The sequence below is a fragment of the Flavobacterium sp. FG139 genome (genome assembly GCF_057809695.1).
This window is the reverse complement of sequence record NZ_JBMDKL010000002.1, coordinates 273,323-297,140: the sequence shown is the minus strand read 5'-3', so window position 1 is coordinate 297,140 and position 23,818 is coordinate 273,323. Positions and strand designations below refer to the sequence as shown.

17 protein-coding genes are annotated in these 23,818 nt (G+C 34.5%); 10 read left to right on the top strand and 7 right to left on the bottom strand.

The genetic code is table 11. The annotated features are described in order from the left end of the window. The first annotated feature begins 127 nt into the window (after positions 1 to 127). Both ACODSI_RS02765 and ACODSI_RS02760 read left to right on the top strand, forming a co-directional pair. Entirely contained in the window at positions 128 to 895 is a 768-nt protein-coding gene (locus ACODSI_RS02765) for a sensor histidine kinase (protein ID WP_488915323.1), read from the top strand. Between the two features lie 7 nt (positions 896 to 902). Beyond that, positions 903 to 1,568, top strand: coding sequence for a response regulator (locus tag ACODSI_RS02760; protein WP_488915322.1), 666 nt, complete (start codon positions 903 to 905; stop codon positions 1,566 to 1,568). A gap of 6 nt (positions 1,569 to 1,574) precedes the next feature. Here the strand turns inward: ACODSI_RS02760 and ACODSI_RS02755 are convergent, their stop codons facing one another. The 4 genes from ACODSI_RS02755 to htpG all read right to left on the bottom strand — a co-directional run bounded on the left by ACODSI_RS02755 (position 1,575) and on the right by htpG (position 5,976). Further along, positions 1,575 to 1,985: a DUF2721 domain-containing protein gene (locus tag ACODSI_RS02755; protein WP_488915321.1), complete on the bottom strand. Its 411-nt coding sequence runs from the start codon at positions 1,983 to 1,985 to the stop codon at positions 1,575 to 1,577. Positions 1,986 to 2,091: 106 nt separating this feature from the next. Next, entirely contained in the window at positions 2,092 to 3,510 is a 1,419-nt protein-coding gene (locus tag ACODSI_RS02750; RefSeq protein WP_488915320.1) for a hypothetical protein, read from the bottom strand. Positions 3,511 to 3,536: 26 nt separating this feature from the next. Next, complete coding sequence (locus ACODSI_RS02745) at positions 3,537 to 3,971, bottom strand: hypothetical protein (protein ID WP_488915319.1); 435 nt, start codon at positions 3,969 to 3,971, stop codon at positions 3,537 to 3,539. 118 nt (positions 3,972 to 4,089) lie between these two features. Beyond that, on the bottom strand, positions 4,090 to 5,976 hold the full coding sequence (htpG, locus tag ACODSI_RS02740) for a molecular chaperone HtpG (protein ID WP_488915318.1): 1,887 nt from the start codon (positions 5,974 to 5,976) through the stop codon (positions 4,090 to 4,092). A gap of 174 nt (positions 5,977 to 6,150) precedes the next feature. Here htpG and ACODSI_RS02735 point away from each other — a divergent pair, with 174 nt between their 5' ends. The 4 genes from ACODSI_RS02735 (at position 6,151) to ACODSI_RS02720 (ending at position 9,493) form a co-directional block, all read left to right on the top strand. Next, complete coding sequence (locus tag ACODSI_RS02735; protein WP_488915317.1) at positions 6,151 to 6,624, top strand: lipocalin family protein; 474 nt, start codon at positions 6,151 to 6,153, stop codon at positions 6,622 to 6,624. A gap of 18 nt (positions 6,625 to 6,642) precedes the next feature. Then, positions 6,643 to 7,338, top strand: a complete 696-nt coding sequence (locus ACODSI_RS02730; protein ID WP_488915316.1) for a YiaD family glycine zipper/OmpA-like lipoprotein — start codon at positions 6,643 to 6,645, stop codon at positions 7,336 to 7,338. Between the two features lie 151 nt (positions 7,339 to 7,489). Then, entirely contained in the window at positions 7,490 to 8,161 is a 672-nt protein-coding gene (locus ACODSI_RS02725) for a TetR family transcriptional regulator C-terminal domain-containing protein (protein WP_488915315.1), read from the top strand. A 24-nt stretch (positions 8,162 to 8,185) separates the two neighbouring features. After that, the gene (locus ACODSI_RS02720; RefSeq protein ID WP_488915314.1) at positions 8,186 to 9,493 is read left to right on the top strand and encodes an ABC1 kinase family protein; all 1,308 of its coding nucleotides are present in this window, start codon (positions 8,186 to 8,188) and stop codon (positions 9,491 to 9,493) included. Positions 9,494 to 9,554: 61 nt separating this feature from the next. Here the strand turns inward: ACODSI_RS02720 and ACODSI_RS02715 are convergent, their stop codons facing one another. After that, positions 9,555 to 11,012 carry a hypothetical protein gene (locus tag ACODSI_RS02715; RefSeq protein WP_488915313.1) on the bottom strand — a complete coding sequence of 486 codons (1,458 nt, stop codon included), beginning with the start codon at positions 11,010 to 11,012 and terminating at the stop codon, positions 9,555 to 9,557. Between the two features lie 167 nt (positions 11,013 to 11,179). Here ACODSI_RS02715 and ACODSI_RS02710 point away from each other — a divergent pair, with 167 nt between their 5' ends. From ACODSI_RS02710 to ACODSI_RS02700, 3 genes are all read left to right on the top strand, one after another. Beyond that, a complete protein-coding gene (locus ACODSI_RS02710; RefSeq protein WP_488915312.1) occupies positions 11,180 to 12,103 on the top strand; it encodes an ABC transporter ATP-binding protein in 924 nt (307 codons plus the stop codon). 39 nt (positions 12,104 to 12,142) lie between these two features. Then, positions 12,143 to 13,402: a YCF48-related protein gene (locus ACODSI_RS02705; RefSeq protein ID WP_488915311.1), complete on the top strand. Its 1,260-nt coding sequence runs from the start codon at positions 12,143 to 12,145 to the stop codon at positions 13,400 to 13,402. A 158-nt stretch (positions 13,403 to 13,560) separates the two neighbouring features. After that, positions 13,561 to 14,568: a 3-oxoacyl-ACP synthase III family protein gene (locus tag ACODSI_RS02700; protein ID WP_488915310.1), complete on the top strand. Its 1,008-nt coding sequence runs from the start codon at positions 13,561 to 13,563 to the stop codon at positions 14,566 to 14,568. Positions 14,569 to 14,624: 56 nt separating this feature from the next. Here ACODSI_RS02700 and ACODSI_RS02695 read toward each other — a convergent pair whose 3' ends face one another. Both ACODSI_RS02695 and ACODSI_RS02690 read right to left on the bottom strand, forming a co-directional pair. After that, entirely contained in the window at positions 14,625 to 17,030 is a 2,406-nt protein-coding gene (locus ACODSI_RS02695) for a TonB-dependent receptor (protein WP_488915309.1), read from the bottom strand. 199 nt (positions 17,031 to 17,229) lie between these two features. Further along, the gene (locus ACODSI_RS02690; protein ID WP_488915308.1) at positions 17,230 to 21,801 is read right to left on the bottom strand and encodes a T9SS type B sorting domain-containing protein; all 4,572 of its coding nucleotides are present in this window, start codon (positions 21,799 to 21,801) and stop codon (positions 17,230 to 17,232) included. Between the two features lie 220 nt (positions 21,802 to 22,021). Here ACODSI_RS02690 and argS point away from each other — a divergent pair, with 220 nt between their 5' ends. Next, positions 22,022 to 23,800 carry an arginine--tRNA ligase gene (gene argS / locus ACODSI_RS02685; RefSeq protein ID WP_488915307.1) on the top strand — a complete coding sequence of 593 codons (1,779 nt, stop codon included), beginning with the start codon at positions 22,022 to 22,024 and terminating at the stop codon, positions 23,798 to 23,800. Positions 23,801 to 23,818 lie beyond the last annotated feature (18 nt).

The window sequence follows — 23,818 nt, the reverse complement described above, 5'->3', positions numbered from 1 at the left end:
AGTCCAACACTTTACACTACCAAAATGTGTTTTAATTTGAATGTATACCAATTAATTAATTATCCAATTAATATAATCTACTATGCATTAATGAACCTATATATGTTTAGAGAAAATAGAAATAGTTATGTATAATATAAGCCTAGGAATCATCATTATTCTCATTTTTGTAATTTTAATAGTATTGTTTTGCGCCATACTTATCAAACTTTATGTTAGTAAAATAAAAAACTATACCAAGGTTATTTATCAAAAAGATATTGATTTTCAAAAAGCATTAAACGCTACTATTGTTGAAACACAAGAGCAAGTGCTTTATAACATTTCACAAGATTTGCACGATGATGCTGGGCAACAACTAACGTATATTAATTTTCAAATAGAGAATTTAAAGTTTGATTCGCCAGAACTAAACGAATTCTTAGATCCATTGTCAGCCTCAGTAAGTAGATTGTCGGAATCAATTAGAGGGATAAGTCATTCTTTAAACAATCAATTACTGCTGCAACAAGATATTTTAAAAGCTATAGAAACTGAAGTGCAACGATTGAATAAAAATACCAAAGTAAATTTTAATTTGAGTATTGAGAAAAGTGGTAAAAAAGTATTTAGTGATAACGAGAAAATAATTATTTACCGGATCTTTCAAGAGTCAATCAATAACATTTTAAAACATGCCAAAGCCAAGCAAGTAACTATTATTATTGAGATGATGCCATTTTTTGAAATGACCATTACCGACAACGGAAAAGGGTTTGATGCAGATATCGAAAAAAGTAAAGGCACTATGGGCATACAAAATATGATTAATAGAGCATCAATAATAAACTATAATGTGCGAATAGAATCTGAAATAAGTAAGGGAACTTCCTTATTTTTGTTTGAAACTAAATAATTTGGCCATGGACTCGATAACAATTGGTATTATAGACGATCATCAAATAGTACGTCAAGGACTCAAAGAATTATTACATAAAATCAATAATTATCAGGTTGTTTATGAGTTTGATAACGGAGAAGACTTTATTGAGGCTCTACCCTTAGCGTCACCGCCAGATATTTATATTTTAGATTATTCGATGCCCAACATGACGGGTATTGAAGTATTGATGGAATTGGAAAGAAGGAGAGTTGATGAAGATTATAAAATACTATTACTCACACAGCATTTTGACGAATACATTATTGATGCCGCTTATGGCTATGGTGCTAGAGGTTTTTTAAATAAAAACTGTACCGCTCAAGAATTGAAATTTGCCATTGAAAGTATCGTCACTACAGGGTATACCAACGTAACTGATATTTTAAAACGGGTTAAAAAATTTGAAAAAATAACACTGGAAAGAAAAGAAGCCAATGTCGTATTGAGTGATAAAGAATTGGAGTTTCTTAAATTGGTATGTGATGAAAGAGAACTGACCTATGAGCAAATGAGCGAAATTATGGGGATGTCCTTAAAATCTATCGATTTCTATCGCTCGACACTTTTTGAACGGTTTGACATTCGATCTAAAATTGGGTTGGTCTTGTTTTCTTTTAAATACAGACTTACCGAACCTTTTATTTAAAAACCGTTAGGCTTTTTTTTCGTTTTCTTGTTCCAAAATGTCACTCAAATGAACGCGTAAGGCATTGACCGAGATACTAATTTCCCAAAAGGAAATGCCTAGTGAAATTAGAAGACTAAGCAAACTCAAACCAAACAAATAAATGCCTGCAGTTGGGTTTTCAAAAAACAAGAGCAACATAGCAAAAACCGATAGAAACAAACACAATACACCAAACAATTGCATGTACCGAATTAAGGTCAAACGCAAGTTCAGGTTATGAATTTCTAATAAAATACTCTTGGTTTGCACTTCGTCGTAGTTTTTTTTCAATCCACGAACAATTTGTGCAATGGTTAAAAACCGATTGGTATAAGCCAATAATATTAACGATGTTGCCGAGAATAATAAGGCTGGAGTTTCTATGTGTAAAGTCATTGGAATTAAGAATTAGGAATTAAGAATTAGGAATTAAGAATTAGGAATTAAGAATTGTAAATTATCAATTATTAATTATCAATTGTAAATTACAAAGTTCGATGTTTTAGTTTTTAAACGAGTTATAAATACTGCTTTCTTTCATAGTTTTTTCTTTGGTTGCTTCCAATTGGCGGAATTCCTTTTCGTGGTCGCCTTTAAAGTTTGATTTCAAATCTTTTACACCCAATTTCTCCAAACAATATAAATAGCATGTAATCGAATTGGTTTCGTCTTTATCATAATTAGCCGTCATCCAAAAATATTGTGCGGCAAAATCATAGACTTTTAAATCCAAGGCAATATCAGCATATTTATAAATGTCTTTGATGAGTTGTCCCTTGGTTTTAAATAAAGTACCTATTTCTTGACGGCGATACAGTAAATATCCTTCGGCACCATTGCTGGCTCTTACATCCATATTGTACAACGGATTGCTTTTGTAAATACTTACTTTAGAAGCATCCCATAGTTTTCGATCTTCGGTTTTACTTTGTCCATTAGCAAGGTCTATCGCATTTTGAGAATAGTATTTTTCATATTGCGTCCAAGCCGAGTTTGGATAGTCTTTTAAAATTCCATCATAAATACCAATGGCTTTTTTGTAGTTTCCGCTATCGTGTTGGGTAATTCCTTTACTTATTTGTTCGTTCAATTGGTTGTTGAATGTTCTTAAACGCCAGCTCATTTCTTTCAAATACGAATCAGAAACGGTTTCAGGATTGGAAAAAGCCCCGAGTAATTCCAGGTATTTAAAGGCATAATCCAATTCACCTTGTGTCATCAACATAGCAATTTTGGTAACAGGAATCAATTGATTTCCTTTTTCCATTTCCATGACAGCTCGCCAATAATCCGAATTGTTGCTGGTCAGCATACCAATGTCTTGAGTGGTATTAAAATTGGTTTTGGCTACCAGTTTGCCAAAGTTTTTGACCCCTGAATATTTATCGTCAACGGTGGTTTCAAAAGCAGTTAAAACCGGAAGTACTTCGGTAACGGCCCATGATTTATTCAACTCCAACTTGGTTTTCAAATCGGCTGCTTCATAGGTTTGCTTCATGCGTTCTTTTGGATGAAGCAAGTCTGGAAAATCTTCGCTAGTTTTTTTATCACTACTATTAGCCAAAAGCAATACGGTGAAATCGACAATTTTGGTATTAACCTGTTTTAAACCAGTTATTTTATTTAAAAACTCTTTTTCAATATCCTTTTTTAATTTCGGATTGGAATACAATTCAATTGTCGTTTTACCTTCTTTATGATAGGTAAGGAGTAACCCAATTTTTTGGTTAGTAGGAATGTCTTTAAATTCTTTTTTAAATAAATCAATGGTTTCACTCAAACTTTTAAGCATGGTATCTTCATCAGAATTGACACTGGCAATATTATCACCTTCAATCATGATGAGTGAAACTTCTGGTGGTTTTTGTGCAAATGAAGTTCCAATCAAAAAAAAGAAATACAATACAAAACGTAGTTTCATGGCTGGTAATTTTAAGTTAATTTTTTTCACATTAAAGGTAGGGTTGGCCAAGTTTTATGATAAATAGTGTCGTTTATTTTGGTATGAGTTTTAAGTAAGGCATTTTTTAAACTATCTTTAGTATTGTTTGGTATCACCAAAAGTAACTCGCTGTAACCGAGAATGGGGCCTTCATGGGTAAATTCGAAAAAAGTGCCTTGTTCTTTAATAGTGTTGGGATAATCATAGATGGAATACGATTTAAAACAAATTACAAGTGGTGTTTTTAATTTTCGTAATTTCTTTTTGATCTTTCTATCGCATTGTTTCTTCACGAGCGTATCGATGTGATTTACGTTCATGAATTGTATAACTTCTGCAATATTTTGTTGGTTTTTAGAAATGTGATGGTTGGTTAGCTTAGGTTTACTAGCACATGACCCAAAGAAAACGATTATTCCGAAAAAAAATATGAATTTCATTTTGGGTATCTTTTAAACTACCTATAAAAAACGCTGAATTTGATTCAAATATAATAAAAAAAACCTGCAAGTTTGCACTCACAGGTCTTTTCACTTATGTCTGTATTCTTTTCTCTCTTTACTTAATCAACTCAAAACTTCTTTTTACAAAAGCGGTTAATTCTTCACCTTTCAATAATCCTTGAGAGATTTTAGCCAAATCTAATGCTTGTTTTACCAAACTTTCTTGTACTGCTTTATCTTCAGTATTTATAATTGTAGTGGCTAAATCTGAATTTGAATTTACCACCAAATTATACATTTCTGGGAAATTACCCATCCCAAACATACCGCCACCGCCAGTTTGACTCATTTCTTTCATTCTACGCATGAATTCGGGTTGCGTAATCATAAACGGTGCAGCACTACTGTCCATTGGTTCCAATTGAACTGAATAATTGGCTTTCGGAACAATTTCTTCTACTACTGTTTTTAGTTTATTGGATTCGTCTTCCGAAAGTTTTGAAATTTGCGTGTCTTCTTTCTGAATTAACTTGTCAATATGATCCGAATCGACACGTACAAAAGTTAGGTTTTCGTTATCGCCTTCCAATTTCTGAATCAAATGCGAAACGATTGGCGAATCCAATAACAACACTTCATACCCTTTTTCTTTAGCAATTTCTACATAACCGTGTTGCGCTTCTTTATTAGACGCATACAACACCACTAATTTGCCATTTTTATCGGTTTGATTCGCCGTGATGGCTTCTTTCAATTCGGCTAAAGTGTAGTATTTGTTGTCTACCGATGGGTATAAAACAAAGTCACCTGCTTTTTCATAGAATTTTGGCTCGGATAACATTCCGTATTCTAAAACGATTTTGATATCGTTCCATTTAGCTTCAAAATCTTCACGGTTTTCGTTGAACAACCCTTTCAATTTGTCGGCCACTTTACGAGTGATGTAATTTGAAATTTTCTTTACATTACTATCCGCTTGCAAACCAGAACGTGACACGTTTAATGGGATATCTGGTGAATCAATTACACCTTTCAACATGCCTAAGAATTCCGGTACAATGCCTTCCACATTATCCGTTACAAAAACTTGATTTTGGTACATTTGTATCTTGTCTTTTTGCATTTGCATGTCGTTCGACATTTTAGGAAAATACAAGATTCCAGTTAGATTAAACGGATAATCTACGTTTAAATGAATGTTGAATAACGGCTCTTCAAATTGCATTGGATACAATTCGTGGTAGAAATTTTTATAATCTTCATCCGTTAAATCAACCGGAAGTTTGGTCCAAGCCGGATTCGGATTGTTGATGATGTTATCTACTTCAATCGTTTCTGCTACATAATCTTCTGGGGCATTTTCAGGTTTTGGTAATGTTTCTTTTTTAGTACCAAATTTTATCGGAATAGGCATGAATTTATTGTATTTGGTCAACAATTCACGTATTTTATATTCTTCCAAAAATTCTAAAGAATCTTCGGCAATGTGAAGCACAATTTCGGTGCCACGAGACGTTTTGTCTGAAGCTTCCAAAGTAAACTCCGGACTTCCATCACACGTCCAATGAGCCGCAGGTTCGTCCTTATAGGATTTGGTAATAATTTCTACTTTTTCGGCAACCATAAAAGCAGAATAAAATCCTAAACCAAAATGACCTATAATTCCAGCATCTTTGGCCGAATCTTTATATTTTTCTAAAAACTCTTCAGCTCCAGAAAAAGCTACTTGGTTGATGTATTTTTCAACTTCATCAGCTGTCATTCCAAGACCTTGATCAATGATGTGAAGTTTTTTGCCTTCTTTGTCAATTTTCACTTCAATAATGGGGTTGCCATATTCTACTTTGGCTTCACCAATACTGGTCAAATGTTTTAATTTTAAAGTCGCATCGGTAGCATTGGAAACCAACTCACGTAGGAAAATCTCGTGATCGTTGTATAAAAATTTCTTGATTAATGGGAAAATGTTTTCTACTGAAACATTAATTTTTCCTGTTGACATATTTTGAACTTTTAAGTTAAACAATTTGTGTTTGCTTATTTCAAATTCAGTACCAAAACGCACAATCTGACAAATTGACGTAGAAAAAGTTTTATAAATTTATTCAAGAATTGTGTAAAAGTACCTTCGCAATAGTTTGTATATTTGTAACATCATAAACTAAAATACTTAACCATGAAAAAAAGCATACTATTCTTCGTATTAGCGATTGTTTTTGTAAGCTGTAAGCCAAAACAAACAGTAACTAGCACCAAATTAGATACTAAATCGGAAGTGGCAATTAAAGGAAATTGGACGATTAGTTCTGTCACTTATCCTGGCTCAGATTACATCAAAGTAACTTCATTTGATTTAGCCGATTCTAAATGTTTTGTTGGAAGTTCTTGGAAGTTTGTTTCCAATAATAATAAAGGCGAAATGGCTTTAAACAATTCGGCATGTACCGCCTTTTCGTCACCGATTACATGGTATATTAATAAAGACGGAAATTTTGTAATGAAAATCGTCAACGATACCAAAGCCAAAAAAGTACTTGATGGTTACATTTTAACTGTAGCAAACCAAACAGAAACTTCTTTTCAATTGATTGATAAAGTTAATGTTGGCGGCAAAATGGTGGATGTAGTTTATCAGTTTCAAAGAAATTAACCCATAAAAAAGAGTAAAATGAAAAAAATAATTATATACATATTGATTGGTGTTTTTAGTTTAGGTTCGGTTTTAACCAGTTGTGAAGCAGCGAAAAATACCAATAAAACACAACGCGGTGCTGCCATTGGAACCGTAGCTGGCGGACTTTTAGGAGCCGTAATTGGAAACAATTTAGGTAAAGGTGGAAATGGCGCATTAGGTGCCGTTCTTGGTGGCGTAATTGGTGGTGTTGCTGGTGGTGTGATTGGAAATAAAATGGACAAACAAGCACGTGAAATTCAAACCGCTTTACCTGGTGCACAAGTAGAACGAGTAGGTGAAGGAATTAAATTGACGTTAGGAGAAAATTCGGTTCGTTTCGATACAAACAAATCAACTTTAACGACTACAGCCAAAGCTAATCTAGACAAATTGGTTCCAGTTTTTCAAAGTTATGCCGATACCGATATCGTGATTTACGGTTATACCGATAGTACTGGTGCGGTTGAATACAACCAAACCTTGTCTGAGCAAAGAGCTGCTTCGGTTAAAACCTATTTGGCATCAAGAGGATTAAGTGTAGCACGTTTTTCTACAACCGGTATGGGAGTTGCCGATCCGGTTGCTACCAATGATACTCCAGAAGGAAGAACACAAAACCGCCGTGTAGAGTTTGCCATTGTAGCCAACGAGAAAATGAAACAAGAAGCGGCTAAAGAAGCTGGAAGATAAAATTCGCATGTATTTCATAAAGTAAGCGTTCATTAAAAATGGACGCTTTTTTTATTTTCAAATATTTTGAACGACATTTAACAAAATATTTTGTTTAAAAAATAATGTTATTTGTTAAACAATAATTAACTTTACATCAAATTTATTTCAAATGGATACCGCTAAAAAAACAACCGCTAAGAAAAAACTGATAGATGATAACTTCATTATTTCCAAATACATGGATGCTGTTTTGGAACGAAACGAAGAGCCTAAGAATGTTTTTTCATTTTGTAAAGAACATAAAATTGAAGAAGCCACTTTTTACACGTTCTTCGGATCTTTAGATGCTTTGAGGCAGGAAATTTGGGTGAAATTTTTAGAAAATGCTTTAACAACCATTCAAAATGAAGAGGCTTTTTCTACTTATTCAGATAAAAATAAATTACTTACGTTGTATTTTACATTGTTTGAAATTCTGACTTTGAATAGAAGTTATGCCTTGTTTGCTTTAAAGGAAAATAAAGAGGGCTTGAAAAACCTAAAGAATTTAAAACAATTCCGAAACCATTTCAAGGATTTTATCGTAACTATTATAGAGACCGAAAATTCAGAAATGAAAGAGAAGTTGGCTAAAGTAACCAAACCAATTTATGCCGAAGGCGCTTGGATTCAGTTCTTATTCTTATTGAAATTTTGGATGGATGATACCTCAAAAGGCTTTGAAAAAACAGACGTCTTAATTGAAAAATCTGTCAATACGGTAGTTGATTTGTTAGATACAAAACCTTTAGAGAGTTTATTCGATTTGGGTAAATTCCTTTGGAAAGAAAAAATGAATTAACATCGAGGTCAGTTCAAAATAACTATGAAAACACTAGACAAAATTCCAACAGGAAAAATAGAAAGAGCCAGTCAATTGGTTAAAACTGGAATCAAAGTGGGAGGGAACTATGTTGCTTATTATGGCGAAAAAATAGTAAATCCATCTTTGAATCGTGATAAATTAAATGAAAGCAACGCCGAAGATATTTATGACGGATTGAAGAATTTGAAAGGAAGTGCTTTGAAAGTAGCTCAAATGTTGAGTATGGACAAAAGTATTATGCCGCAGCAGTATGTCGATAAATTCTCGTTGTCACAGTTTTCGGTTCCGCCTTTATCAGCGCCGTTGGTTAGAAAAACATTTAAAAAATATTTAGGTCAATATCCAGAGAACTTATACGACACGTTTACACCAGATGCTATGAATGCTGCGAGTATCGGTCAGGTACACAAAGCAACCAAAGATGGGAAAAATCTTGCTGTGAAAATCCAATATCCGGGTGTAGCAGACAGTATAAGTTCGGATTTGGCCTTAGTAAAGCCATTTGCCATCAGAATGTTCAACATCAAAGGCAAAGATTCTGATAAATATTTTAAAGAAGTTGAAGATAAATTGTTAGAGGAAACCGATTATAATTTAGAGCTAAAGCAAAGCATTGAAGTTTCCAATTGGTGTAAACACATTACGAATTTGCGTTTCCCAAAATACTATCCTGAATTGTCTTCGGAGAAAATTTTGACCATGGAATGGATTGATGGTGAACATTTATCAGAATTTGCTTCTCACAACCAAGATCGATCTAAAGGCGATAAAATTGGACAAGCATTATGGGATTTTTATATGTATCAAATGCATCATTTGAAGCAAGTGCATGCCGATCCGCATCCTGGGAATTTTTTAATAGATAAAGAGAGTAACTTAATTGCCATTGATTTTGGGTGTATCAAACACGTTCCGTTAGAATTTTACACGCCTTATTTTGAATTGGCTGATCCAAAAGTGATAGGAAATGCTAAGTTGTTCAATGAAAAACTATATGAATTAGAGATTTTAAGATTAGATGATTCTAAAGAAGAAATAATTTATTTCACCAAATTATTTCACGATTTATTGAGTTTGTTCACGAAACCATTTCATGGTGATTTTTTTGACTTCTCAGACGATGATTTCTTTGGTCAAATTGCTACCATGGGAGAAGAATTTGCCAAAGACACCCAACTGCGAAAAATGAATGGAAATAGAGGCTCAAAGCACTTTTTGTATATCAATAGAACCTTTTTTGGTTTGTATAATTTATTACATGATTTAAAAGCTCGAGTGCACACCAAAGCTTTTGAAAGCTTTATATAATTGTTTGGTTTTTGGTTAGTAGTAAGAGTAATAATCGTTATAGGTTGTTACTCTTATTTTTTTATCTGATTTGCTTTATTTCAAAGTAAGTCTTTCCGGTAAAAGCGTCTATTGTAGTACCACTATTTACATTATGAGCATAAATTTCAATATAATCGGTTGCATTGAGAAATACCACACAGTTGATGGTTCTCGAAATTAGATTGATGCCATAATGATGAGCCGAAGTTTCTTGATATTCAACGCCATTTTTATATACAGCAATGCCATAATAATTAGTGTCACTTTGGTTGAAGGTATGATAACCAGCATTGATTTCATAATACCCAGCTTTTAAAGCAACAAATCGATTGTTAGTGGTGTTGAATTCACTTTTTGTATCAAATACAATAGTATTAAAACTTAATTTTTGCCAACCACTAGTCCCTAAAGATTGATTGGCCGATAAATTAGTTCGCACAATTGAAATGTTATTTTGAGTATCCACCCACGAAGTTCCACCAGCACCATCCGTTTGAAGCAATTGACCTGCAGTTCCTCTAGTGGTTGGCAAGGCATAACCAGCAACTGCCGGATTTCCTATCTGAATTTGTCCGTTGGCTCTGATTATTTTAGGAGAAGTACCAAAATCTCCATAAAGTAAGGCATTATTAGCATCGGCATTAGAATTGTCGATGTACAATTTATTGCTCCCTGTTTCATTAAAACCGGCGTTGTATCCTAAAAAAACATTACCACTTCCAGTTGCCGAAAAACCCGATTGATACCCTAAACTAGTATTGTTAGAACCACTCGAATTGGATACTAAAGCATTTCTTCCGACCGCAGTATTAAATCCGCCAATACCATTGGTAAACAATGCTCCAGTACCAATCGCAGTATTATTTGATCCCGAAGAATCTGTAAATAAGGCACGGTCACCTATGGCGGTATTGTTATTTCCGCTAGTAACAGTGGGCATTATATTAGAACCAAAAGCTGTGTTGCGTATACCAAATTGTGATGGCACATTTATAGAGGGATTTACTAATGAATTAGCACCAAAAACGGTGTTGGAATTAAGGTATTTACCCGCAGAAATAATCGGATCACCGATATAACCTGCTCTGATGTTATTTCTTTTAAAAACAATGTCTTGATTGTCTGTAGAACCTAAAAAATTTGTCGCTGGGTTGGTGCCTGCATTTCCTACTAAATTCCAATTGGAAGTTGGGTTGGTTTGAAGACCAATCCAATTGCTAGTAGGATTATCCCAATAATAAAAGCCAGGCGATTTAGAAATACTGGCAAAAGTGGTAGTTGTAGTTAAATACACCAACATTCCTTGTTGTAGAGCAGTTGGGTTTGTGGCAGGAAATGCATCTATTTTCGGAATTAAAACGCCATCAGTATTAACAGGAGTTGCTTGATTGCTTGATGTAATGTCTAATTGAGCATTAGGTGCTGTGGTACCAATACCAACTTGGGCTTCCGAATAAAAGCTGAGCAATAGAAAGTACAACACAACTATCTTTTTCATTTCCAATTTTAAAAACCTTATTTTAGTTTAGGTTTCGACTTGCAAATTTCACTAAATTATTTCAAATTTTGAAATAAAAAGAAATTATTTGCTTAATTATCAAAAGATTAAAGCGATGTGTTGATTTTTCTAACAAAAATTGCCAAATAAGTTGTTATTTTTGTTGAATGCTTAGAGTTAAAGACATCGAATTTTCATACCATAAGGAAGTTACAATTCAAAAGACCAATTTTTCTGTTGAAAAAGGAACTAATGTAGCAATAATTGGGGAAAGTGGTTGTGGTAAAAGTACGTTACTCAAACTTATTTATGGTCTATACGATTTAAATGAGGGTCAGATTTTTTGGAACGAAACAGAAGTTTTAGGTCCAAAATATAATTTGATTCCAGGAATGGATTTCATGAAATATCTCGCTCAAGATTTTGACTTGATGCCATACATCACCGTGGCCGAAAATGTAGGTAAATATCTTTCAAACATGTTTCCTGAAAAAAAATGGGAACGCGTTTCAGAATTATTAGAAATTGTTGAAATGTCCGATTTCGCTAATGTTAAAGCTAAAAATTTGAGTGGTGGTCAGATGCAACGTGTTGCTATTGCTCGTGTTTTAGCGTTAGAACCCGAAGTTTTATTACTTGATGAACCGTTCAGTCATATTGATAATTTTAGAAAAAATAGTTTGCGACGAAAACTGTTTGCTTACCTCAAAGAAAAAAAAATTACTTGTATAGTAGCTACTCATGACAGCACCGATGTGCTTTCTTTTGCAGATGACGTAATTGTGATGCAACAAGGTAGGGTTATCGAGCAAGGTTCTCCAAAAGAGGTATATCATCACCCTAAAAACAACTATATTGCTTCATTATTTGGAGATGTTAATGAACTTGAAATAGAGGGTAAAATGCAATTGGTTTTTCCACATCAATTAAAAATAGTAGCCGAATCCGATTTAAAAGTGACGGTTTTGAATTCCTATTTCAGAGGAAATCTTTACCTAATAGAAGCCCAATATGATCAAGGAATTTTGTTTTTTGATAGCCAACAAGAATTTCCCATTGCAACCGAACTTTTTCTCATGATTAGTCGTTAGTTAGCTGCTTTTTTATAATTTTATAACAAATTAAAAATAATGAAAAAATTATACTTTTTACTCTTAGTATCCACTTTTGCATCGGCGCAATTAACTTGGTCTCCATTACCTAATATTGCCTCCAATTTGAATGGACAACGTTTTGATGATGTGTTTTTTTTGAATGAAAATTTAGGTTGGGCAGCCAATGGATATTATGCAGCGGTATACAAAACTACAGATGGCGGTGCAAATTGGACTTTGCAAAGCAATAATAATACATTAGGAAGTAATCATTACTTTAGAAATATTGAATTTTTAGACGAAAACATTGGTTTTTTAGGAACTTTAAATGGCAAGTTTTATAAAACTATAGACGGTGGAACCAATTGGAGTTTGGTCTCAATTTCACCCAATCCAGCTGCTATTTGTGGCTTGGATTGTGTTGGGACTTCAACAATTTATGGCTGTGGTGCTTATTTTTCACCAGCCTACATCATCAAATCTACCGATAGTGGTGTGACTTGGCAATACATCAATATGAGTGCTTATGCCAATGCTTTGGTTGAGGTTTTATTTACCGATGAAAACGTAGGATATGCTTCAGGTAATAATGCTACCGGTGCTGTAATTTTAAAAACAACTGATGGTGGAACAACTTGGTCCACCATTTATAACGGCACAATTGCTGGAGAATACGTTTGGAAACTGCAAATTTTAGCGAGTAATCCTAATGTGATGTTTGGATCAATCGAAGCCGTAGCTCCTAATCCAGGTAAGTTATTAAAATCAACAGATGGTGGGCAGAATTGGGTTTCAAAAGATGCACCCGAATCTGAAATTCAAGCGGTCGGGTTTGTAGATGAAAATCACGGTTGGATGGGAGGTCATGCGACAGGTTTTTATGAAACAACAGATGCTGGAGATACGTGGACCAACACTGCTGTGGGCAGTAATTTAAACCGAATTTTCTTTGTAAACAATGATGTAGCCTATGCTTGTGGTACTACAATCTATAAAATGACTAATAATTTAGCGGTCAATCAGTTTCAGGAGCAAGCAAGAATTCCTTTAACGGTTAGAGTAGCTCCCAATCCTATTAAAGATAAATTAAATTTAGAAATCGATTTTAGGGGTAATGACCATTTAATGTTGGGTTTGTATTCTGCTACGGGTCAATTCATCAAGCAATTAAAATTGGATGAAATTGAAGCTGCTTCCACCAAAAGGTACACCTTTGATTTTCCGTATCCAAATGGTGTTTACTTCCTTAATTTGCACACCAATACTGGAAGACAATCGGTTAAGATTACCAAATAAATTTCTCTATCAATAAATAAAATGCAACCAGTTTTCGGACTGGTTTTTTTGTTGGCATCCCATTTGTTTTGATAATTCCAAAAATTAAGACAAATGCTGTTAGCTGTTTTTAAAAGATTGTTAAATTTGTGCAATCAATTTTGTTAAAAGTATAAAATATGTACAATTCGAAAATAAGTGGTTTAGGTTATTATGTTCCTGAAAATGTGGTTACCAATGATGATTTGTCTAAAATCATGGACACTTCAGACGAGTGGATTCAGGAGCGTACGGGTATTAAAGAAAGACGTCACATCATTCGTGGCCAAGATACCACTACTTCTATGGGTGTGAAAGCAGCTAAAATTGCCATTGAACGTTCGGGTGTTGCTAATGAAGACATTGATTTTATTGTGTTTGCCACGATTTCTCCCGATTATTATTTTCCTGGACCAGGCGTAGCCTTACAACAAGAATTAGGTTTGCGAACGGTAGGTGCTCTAGATATTAGAAATCAATGTTCAGGATTCATTTATGCTTTATCGGTTGCCGATCAATTCATTAAAACTGGAATGTACAAAAACATTTTGGTTGTAGCTTCTGAAGTGCAATCGTTGGGATTGGACATGACCAATCGTGGTCGTGGTGTTTCGGTGATTTTTGGCGATGGAGCAGGAGCAGCTATGCTAAGCAGAGAAACCGATTCTACCAAAGGAATTTTATCTACACACTTGCATTCGGAAGGCGAGCATGCGAAAGAATTGGCCGTTTTAGCACCCGGAATGGGAGGAAGATGGATTACGGATATCTTGGCAGATAATAACCCTGAAGATGAGAGTTATTTTCCACACATGAACGGACAATTTGTGTTTAAAAATGCAGTAGTTCGTTTTAGCGAAGTGATTAATGAAGGGTTAAAAGCTAATAATTTAGAAGTGTCCGATATTGATATGTTGATTCCGCATCAAGCCAATTTGAGAATCTCACAATTTATTCAACAAAAGTTTAAACTAGCAGACGATCAAGTGTTTAATAACATTCAAAAATACGGCAATACTACAGCCGCTTCTATTCCAATTGCGTTAACTGAGGCATGGGAATTAGGTCAAATTAAAGAAGGTGACACGGTTGTTTTAGCGGCTTTTGGTAGTGGATTTACATGGGCAAGCGCTATACTAAAATGGTAATTTTAAAATTTATAACTATAAAAAAGCCGAAGTATTTTTACTTCGGCTTTTGTTTTTTACATCATTCCGCCACTGCCTTGGGTTTCGTTTTTATCACGTTGTTTGCGTTGCAATGCGGCATTTTTACCACCACCAAATCGGTAGCTAAATCCTAAATAAACGGTTCTGCTTTCCCAGTGAAAAGAACCTTGTTGGGCATAAGGTAAATCGCCATCAAAACTAAAATACATCGTTTTAAAAATATCACTAACGCGAGCACTTACCGTTCCTTTTCCTTTTAAAATATTGTAACTCGAACCAATATCTGTTCTAAACATGTTTTTTCTCAAAAACTGCAAACTTTGTTCTTGACCACGGAACATTCCGAAAAGTTGGAAACGTAAGTTTTTATTTGCCTTGAAAGTGTTGTTGATACGAGCGTTAAAGATGTTTGCTTTACGTTCTACAAATTCTGATGAAACGGTTCCTCTAATGGTTTTAAAATAAATATCGGTGCCAATATTGGCACTCCACCATTTTGTGAAATCTAAATTTCCTGAAATCTCAGCACCAAATGAATTGTTGTTTTTAAAATTGGTGTACGACATAATGTTTTGGGCGTCGTTGGCTGGATTGATTTGTACAAAACGGGTAATTTCGTCTTGAATCATACGGTAAAAAACTACCGTTGTAATCGAACCAATTTTTGTTTTACGCGTGTAATTTAGTTCGAATGAATTTGTGAATTGTGGTTTTAAGTACGGATTTCCAACCGAAATAACCGTAGGTGTACTCCATTCTCTAATTGGATTTACTTGTCCGATGCTTGGTCGGTCAACACGACGTGAGTAATTAAAATTGAATGAGTTTTTATCCGATAATTTATACGAAACATACCCACTTGGATATAATGTATTAATTTGGTCGTTAAATGTTTTGGTTAGGGTTTCTGTCGTATTTCCGTTTCCGTTTTCATCATTTGAATCTAACGCATGAAAAAGGGCATTGGCTGTATAGTTTTCAAACCGAGCTCCCACTTGAAATCCCCATTTGTCCCATTGTTTACCATAGGTAGCATAAGCAGAATTGATTTTTCTTTCGTAATTAAAATCCGAATAGAACGCTACATTTTTGTCAAAATTATTGTTGGTGTTTTCAATTCGTGTTTCCAATCCAAGTTCTAATCTAGCATTTTTAGCCAACGGATTGGTATAATCTAAATTGATTTTGGTGTTGTTATTGTCGGTAGTAATATCGTTTTTTTCACCTAAATTAAAAGAATTGGTAACCGTGTTGAAAAATGAATTTTCGTTTCCTTTATTCTTGTTGTAGTTGTATTCAAACTCAATGTTTTCGCCTTCTTTTTTAAACTTGTGTTTGTAATCTAAGTTATAGGTTTCGGACGGATTGTTGTTTTTACTCGAATTAAACTGGGTAATATCATCAATAGCATTAGAAAAATAATTAACTGTGGTGATGCTGTTTCCAGATGCTATAAAGCGGTTTTGATTGGTGTAAATCGATACGGTATTAAAATCATTGATGTAGTAATCGGCACCAATTTTGTACAAATGCGAGGTGTTTTTATTTCTGAAATCAAAACTAACTACTTTTTCAGCATTAGGTTGGTAACTGTTGATGTTTCCGTAGTTGGTCTGAAATCCATGATTGAAGCCATAACTACCGTATACATTTATTTTTCCAACTCTGTAGTTCAAATCTAAAGACGAATTTACTTTGGGTGTTTTACCAAAAGTAACTCCACTGTTAACGCTTCCATTAAAACCATTATTGGCATTTTTATGTAAAACGATGTTGATGATTCCGCTCATTCCTTCTGGATTGTATTTTGCAGAAGGATTAGTGATTAATTCTACTTGTTTGATGGACGACGATGGAATTTGTTTTAACAATTGAGCGGTATCGATGTTGGAGGGTTTGCCGTCAATTAACACACGAACGTTTTCATTACCTCGTAAACTGATAGCATTGGTTTGCGGATCGACACTTACCGACGGAATATTATTCATGATTTCACCAGCAGTGGCACCAGCAGAAATTAAATCTTTACCTACATTCACAACTTTTCGGTCGATTTTTTGTTCGTAAGTTGATTTTTCTTTGACAATTTCAACTTCTTGCATCATGGTAGCTTCTTCTACTAATGATAGGGTGTTGAGGTTGATATTTTTTTCTGTAGCTGAAAACGTAACATTTTTGTTTTGACCGGTATAACCGATAAAACGAATTTCAACAGTATAAGTGTCTAATGGGATGTTTTTTATAACAAAATTTCCATTTTCCTGAGTGATACCACCAGTGATAGTTTTGCCTTCCTTTTTTAATGTAATGTTGGTGTATGGAATAGGTTTTTTAGTTTGACTGTCGACAACTTTTCCTGAGAGGGTTCCGTTGTCTGAGGGGTTCTGAGCTAACGATAAAAAACTGTATAGAAACAGTGTACATAGTAATTTTAATTTCATAATTTTATTGAGATTCTATTTGAATACGACAATAGACTATTGAAGACAATATTTGTTACAAGACATTATAAAAAATAACAATTATTTGTGATTTGAAAAGTATTAAAATAAAACCCCGAATTGCACTTCGGGGTTTTTAGTTCAAATGGATTTTAATCTGTAATCTAAAGCTTGTTTTTTATTGGGGCAAAAAAGGCGCTTATCTTTTTAAAGCAAAGTGGGCTTTGAATTCTTTTTCTTCTCCGTCTTTTTGATAACTAATAGTAAACCAATAATCATCAGCAGGCATTAAAGTATTGTTATAGGTTCCGTCCCAACCTTGTCCAGACGGTTTAACTTTTTTAACTAATTTTCCATATCGATCGAATATGTAAATCATAGAGACGGTATCGTCACTTAAATCTTTGATGTTCCAAGTGTCGTGAATTCCATCACCATTCGGAGTGAAATAATGCGGATAATTAACCACAATAGCATCTGTTGTTGTTAATCCACAACCATTTTTGTCTCTAACCGTTATCGTGTGGAAACCCGACATTACATTTTCAAAAACTGGACTATCTTGGAAAACACCATTGTCTAATTGGTATTCGTAATCACCTGTGCCTTCCGTAGCTATAGTAACGGTTTGACTATCGGCAAAATCTTCGTTTACAGCATAGCTAACTACAGCCGGTTCAGACGAATTTGCAGTTGCAAATGCTGGAGCTGAAGAACATCCAGTTGCAATTGAGGTTGCCACAACGCTGTAGGTTCCAGGTACTGTTGCAGTATAATTGGAACCAGTTCCTACCAATTGTCCTTGTGCATTATACCATTTAAAAGTATGTGTGGCAGAAGACAATCCACTATGAAATGTGTACGGATTTATTAAATGGCCCGTAGCCGTTACATAACAAATGACACCGTCTTGTGGATTTGGTTCTGGGATTTTATTTACTACTAATGCAATTGGTTTAACGTCAAAACAATTAGGTGCTAGGGCATTGTTTACTCTAACATAAACTGTTGTAAGTGTTGAGTTTGTAACCGGATTTGTATTTGTAGTAGCATCAGCTAAACTAGTATAATAAACTGCAGAATATTCAGGCCCAGTTTGCGTACCCAATACCGTTGAAGTGAACGTTGTTAAATCGAAATTATAAATTCCATCATTTGTTCCGTCACTATCACAAGTTGTTCTCATTGCAAGAGGTATTGGATTAGCGGTTGGCGTAGGAACGATAGTCACAGTAAATACACTTTCATCTGTACAGTTAGGTGAATATCCAGAATTCCCGAAAATGTATAGTGTTTTCGTAGTAGTAATTGTTGTTCCAACAGGAATAAGTCCACCAGTTCCATTCGGACCATTGTAATAATTACCTACAGCCAATAATGGTAAAGTATAACCACTACACATTGTTACATTTTGTAAAGTATCCACATTGAAAATTGAAATTGTAAAACTTCTTTCAGCGAAACAGTTTGTTGTGCCACCTGTTTCAGCATATACATACAAGGTTTGATTAGTAGTAATTACATCACCAGCATGCAATAGGGTTCCTCCTTTGTTTGGTTGAGTGTAATAATTTCCAACAGTCAAAACAGGAAGTGTATACGAATTACAAGTTGTAACATTTGCTATTGGCGCAATAACCGGAGTAGGAATTAAAGTTACTGTAAAACTACTTTCGTTTGTACAATTTATTCTACCTCCTGATTCTACAAAAATATAGACTGTTTGAGAAGTTGTAAGTACAGTTCCAGCTGGAAGTTCAACTCCTGTGCCGTATTGACCTCCAGTTTGCGTGTAATATTTGTTATTTCCTGGTAAGGCTGGTAATACATATGTATCACATGCAGTTACATTTGGAGTTTGATAAGCACTTATTTGAAAGATGTTAATTTGAAAACTTGTTTCTGCAGAACACCCATTGTTATTTGCATAGATATAAACCAATTGAGAATCGGTTAATGTTGTACCACCTGTTAACATGGTTCCTGTTCCGTTTGGACCAGTGTAATAGTTTCCTTGAGCAAGATTTGTTAAGGTATACGATTGGCAAGCATCTATAGTAGCACGCGAGTCAATAACAGGCGTTTGATTTATGGTAACATCAAAACTAATTTCATTTTGACAGCCCATACCATCATTTAAATACACAAATAAAGTTTGCGAAGTAGTCAGCACATCTCCAGCATGAAGCAAGGTTCCAGAGGCACCAGTACCGGTGTAGTAATCTCCAATAGTCAATGCCGGTAATGTGAAATTATCACATCCAACAGTAACGGCTGGTGCTGAAATTACAGGTAAAGTAATTGTCACTGTAAAATTATAATTGTCGGTGCAATTTGGTAGCGATTGCGATACTGCGTACACATAGATTGTTTGTGTGGTATTAATTAGTGTGCCTGCAGGAATTAGTGTTCCTGTACCAACAGGACCAGTGTAGTAATTACCTACCACTAACTGTGGCAATGTATACCCAGCACATTCGGTTACCGATGTTGGGAAATTAAGTCCAATTACGACTTCAAAACTAGAATCACTTTTACAAGTTCCATTTTCTCCATGAATGTAAATGGTTTGCGAAGTGTTAATTGCGGTTCCAGCAGGAATCTGATTTCCAGTTCCATTTGGGCCATCATAATAGTTTCCAAAAGATAAGGGTTGAAGTACATAAGAAGTACAATCAAATGCATTTGGTAATGTTTGAACTGTTTGCGCTGCTATAATATCGATGTTGAATGGCGCATCAATAGTACAAATTGGTGGTGTTTGAGAAACATAATTAAAGTATATTGTTTGTGAGGTAGTTAAAACTGTTCCGCCAGGTAAATTCATACCACCGCCATTTGGTGCTGTGTGATACGAACCATCTGTTAATGGAGGTAAAGTATAACTCCCACAATAAGTATTAGATGAAATTGCTAAACTATCTGGTTTTATAATGGTCACTTTAAAATTAGTTTCATTTGGACAACTTGGCGTTGTAGAAGTAGCGTTATAGATGTAAATAGTTCGCGATTGTGTGATAACGTCACCAGCAAATAAAGGTGTTCCACCACCACCTGATGCTGTAAAGTAATTCCCATTTGTTAACGGAGGCAAAATATAATCAGAGCAAGTAACTACATCGTTCATGGTATCCACTAATGGTAATGGCATAACTACTAAATTTACAGTAGTTGTTGCATAACATCCAGAATCTGTAATTAATTGAACTCTTACATAAAGTGTTGTTGAGGTATTTGTAGTAAATGTATTGCCTAAAGGATTAGTTCCGTTGTTAGCATCTGCTAATGTATTGAAAAATATAGCTTTGTAAACAAATGAAGATTGGCTTCCTAAAATAGAAGGAATTACAGAACTCAAATTGAACGATGTTGAACCCGTTATTGGTTTACAATTTATTATATCGGCAGGATGATTAGCAACTGGAGGAGGTGATACCAATAATTGAAATGATTTTATTATGTAACAACCCGAAGCGGTATTATTTATTTTTACATAAATAGTTTGGTTTCCTGAACTTGTATAAATGGTAGGTAATATATTGGTATTGTTGTTTGCATCTGATAAAGACGCAAAATAATTAACAGTATAATTAGGTCCTAATCCAAATGTAACTTTAGAAGTATTCAATGAAAAATCATATGTATAATTTGCAGCACCGGTATTACATTTGTGTAAATCAACAGGATTAGGTGTAGTAAAGGCTGAAAAATATTCAATAACGACATCATTTGTCACCGTTTGACAAGGAAACGCAATATTGGTATATGTCAATTGATAAGTTCCTGGTTGATTGACCGTAATAGATGGCCCTGTTTCACCCGACATTACTACGCCATCTTTTTTCCATACAAATGAGTAAACAGCAGGGTTTAATCCAGAATCAATTAAATGATTTTGACCATTACAAATGGCTGTATTGTCAGATAATAAATAATCACTTCCTAAAACGTCTTGACCAATATTAAAACTATTTGATGAAATAAATATAGCTGAATCGGATTGATAATCACCTCTATCAGCAATTACTAATTTGATTCTGTAAGGTGTATTCGGTGTTAATGTAGCAGCTGCATTCATCACTTTGGTTTGACCATTGAAATTCGTTGCTGAGGAAGCGGTATTTGTTCCTCCATTAAAAGAACCAAAATATTGAGGATTCACAGAAGGACAAGTCGAGTTGTATAAAAAATCTCTGATGGTTACAACCGAAATAGGAGTATTAGTTCCTGGTACAACGGCTAAATTAGTCGTTACACCAGTCGTCATATTAGTAAGTAAAAATGCAAAAGCATCAGAAAACTGACATTGAAAATTACCATATTCTTCTGAAGCAAATAAGAAATTAAAACTAAAATTTGGTGACATTGGTACAAAGTCAAATTCCAAAACCGTTGCATTAGCTGAAGTCATTGTAACTCCGTAACTAGCTAAAGTCGCTTCTAATGAGGCATCTCCAGTCCAAGCATTTGAACCCGATGATTGCATTGTAGCATTTGGTCCTACTGCATTGGCAATATTACCAGTACTCAGTATAACGCCACTTTGCATCGGGAAATTCGGATTTGTATTCTGAAAATATCCAATTCCATTGGTTGAACCAAAGTTTGTACCGGTTCTCCATGTAATATTGGTTGCATTGATACAAGGCGAATTAATCAGTACATTGTTAACTAACTGAGGAACTGTATACGTATTCGAATCTACAGTTATAGATTGCGAAAAAACATTTGCTGTGATAAGTGCAAATAGTAGGAGTAATGATTTTTTCATAGGGCATTTGATTTTGACAACACAAATATTGTAAATAAAATCGTTTAAATACAAATAAAATCGATGAAATACATTTAATTTATTTATAATACAATAAATTTCTTACAAAAATAATTAAGCAAAAATTAATTTTACTATTAATTAGCCGTGTTGGCCTTTTTTTGATTCCTTAATTTCCAATTATACTATATCTTTGCAATCTCAAAAAATCAATAAAAAAATGACATTACAACAAATCTTAACTCCAGCCATAATTGAAGCTATTCAAAATCAATACGATGTAACTATCGATAAAATTGAATTTCAGGCTACAAGGAAAGATTTTGAAGGTGATATTACTGTGGTTATTTTTCCATTATTGAAAGTAATCAAAGGTAATCCAGTGGAAATTGGAACCAAAATTGGAACTCATTTAGTAGAAAACCTTTCACAAGTTGCTAAATTCAATGTCGTTGCGGGTTTTTTGAATATTGTGATTTCGGATGAATATTACCTTACTTTTTTCAATCAAATTAAAGCTAATGAAAGTTTTGGATTTGTAACCGTTGCTGCCAATGAAAAGGCCGTTATGGTAGAATATTCGTCTCCAAACACCAACAAACCGTTGCATTTAGGTCACGTTCGAAACAATTTATTAGGCTATTCGGTGGCCGAAATCATCAAAGCATCGGGTAAAAAAGTATACAAAACCCAAATCATCAACGATCGCGGAATTCACATTTGTAAATCGATGTTGGCTTGGAAAAAATATGGTAATGGTGCTACACCAGAAAACTCAGGGTTGAAAGGGGATAAATTGGTTGGGAATTTTTATGTCGCTTTTGATAAAGAATACAAATCTCAAATTACCGATTTAATGGCTCAAGGCAAATCCGAAGAGGAAGCCAAAAAACAAGCTCCGATTATTTTAGAAGCCCAACAAATGCTGCTCGATTGGGAAGCCGGAAAACCCGAAGTTATTGCACTTTGGAAAACCATGAACCAATGGGTGTATGACGGTTTTGCACAAACCTATACAAGTTTAGGAGTCGATTTTGATTCCTATTATTATGAGTCGAATACCTATTTGTTAGGGAAAGAAGTCGTACAATTTGGATTAGAAAAAGGGATTTTTGAGAAAGATCCTGATGGTTCGGTTTGGATTGATTTGACCCCAGACGGATTGGATCGAAAAATCGTACTTCGCTCAGACGGAACTGCGGTTTACATGACGCAAGATATCGGAACGGCCATTCAACGTGTGAAGGATTTTCCTGATGTTGGCGGAATGGTCTATACTGTTGGTAACGAGCAAGATTATCATTTTAAAGTATTGTTTTTAATTTTAAAGAAATTAGGGTTCGAATGGGCCGAAAATCTATATCATTTATCTTACGGAATGGTCGAATTGCCTTCAGGAAAAATGAAATCGCGTGAAGGAACCGTAGTGGATGCCGATGATTTAATGGCAGAAATGACAACAACGGCAAAAGCTATTTCGGAAGAATTAGGAAAATTAGACGGTTATTCGGATGAAGAAAAATCCAAATTGTATACCACCATCGGCTTAGGAGCTTTAAAATATTATATGTTGAAAGTCGATCCTAAAAAAGCGATGATGTTCAATCCAGAAGAATCGGTTGATTTTGCAGGAAATACAGGACCTTTCATTCAATATACCTATGCGCGTATTCAGTCGATTTTGCGCAAAGCCGATTTTGATTATTCAGCGTCTAGTAAAGTTAATGTGCTTCATGCCAAGGAAAAAGAATTAATCAAACAAATCGAATTGTATCCCGAAGTCATTCAGGATGCGGCTAAAAACCACAGCCCGGCTTTGATTGCTAATTACACCTATGATTTGGTAAAAGAATTCAATTCGTTTTATCAAAATGTATCCATCTTGGGCGAAGAAAATTCTGAGATTAAAACCTTTAGAGTACAGTTGTCTAAAAAAGTAGCCGATACCATCAAATCGGCCTTTCAACTTCTAGGAATTGAAGTTCCTGAACGAATGTAAACTTAAGATTGTCTTAAC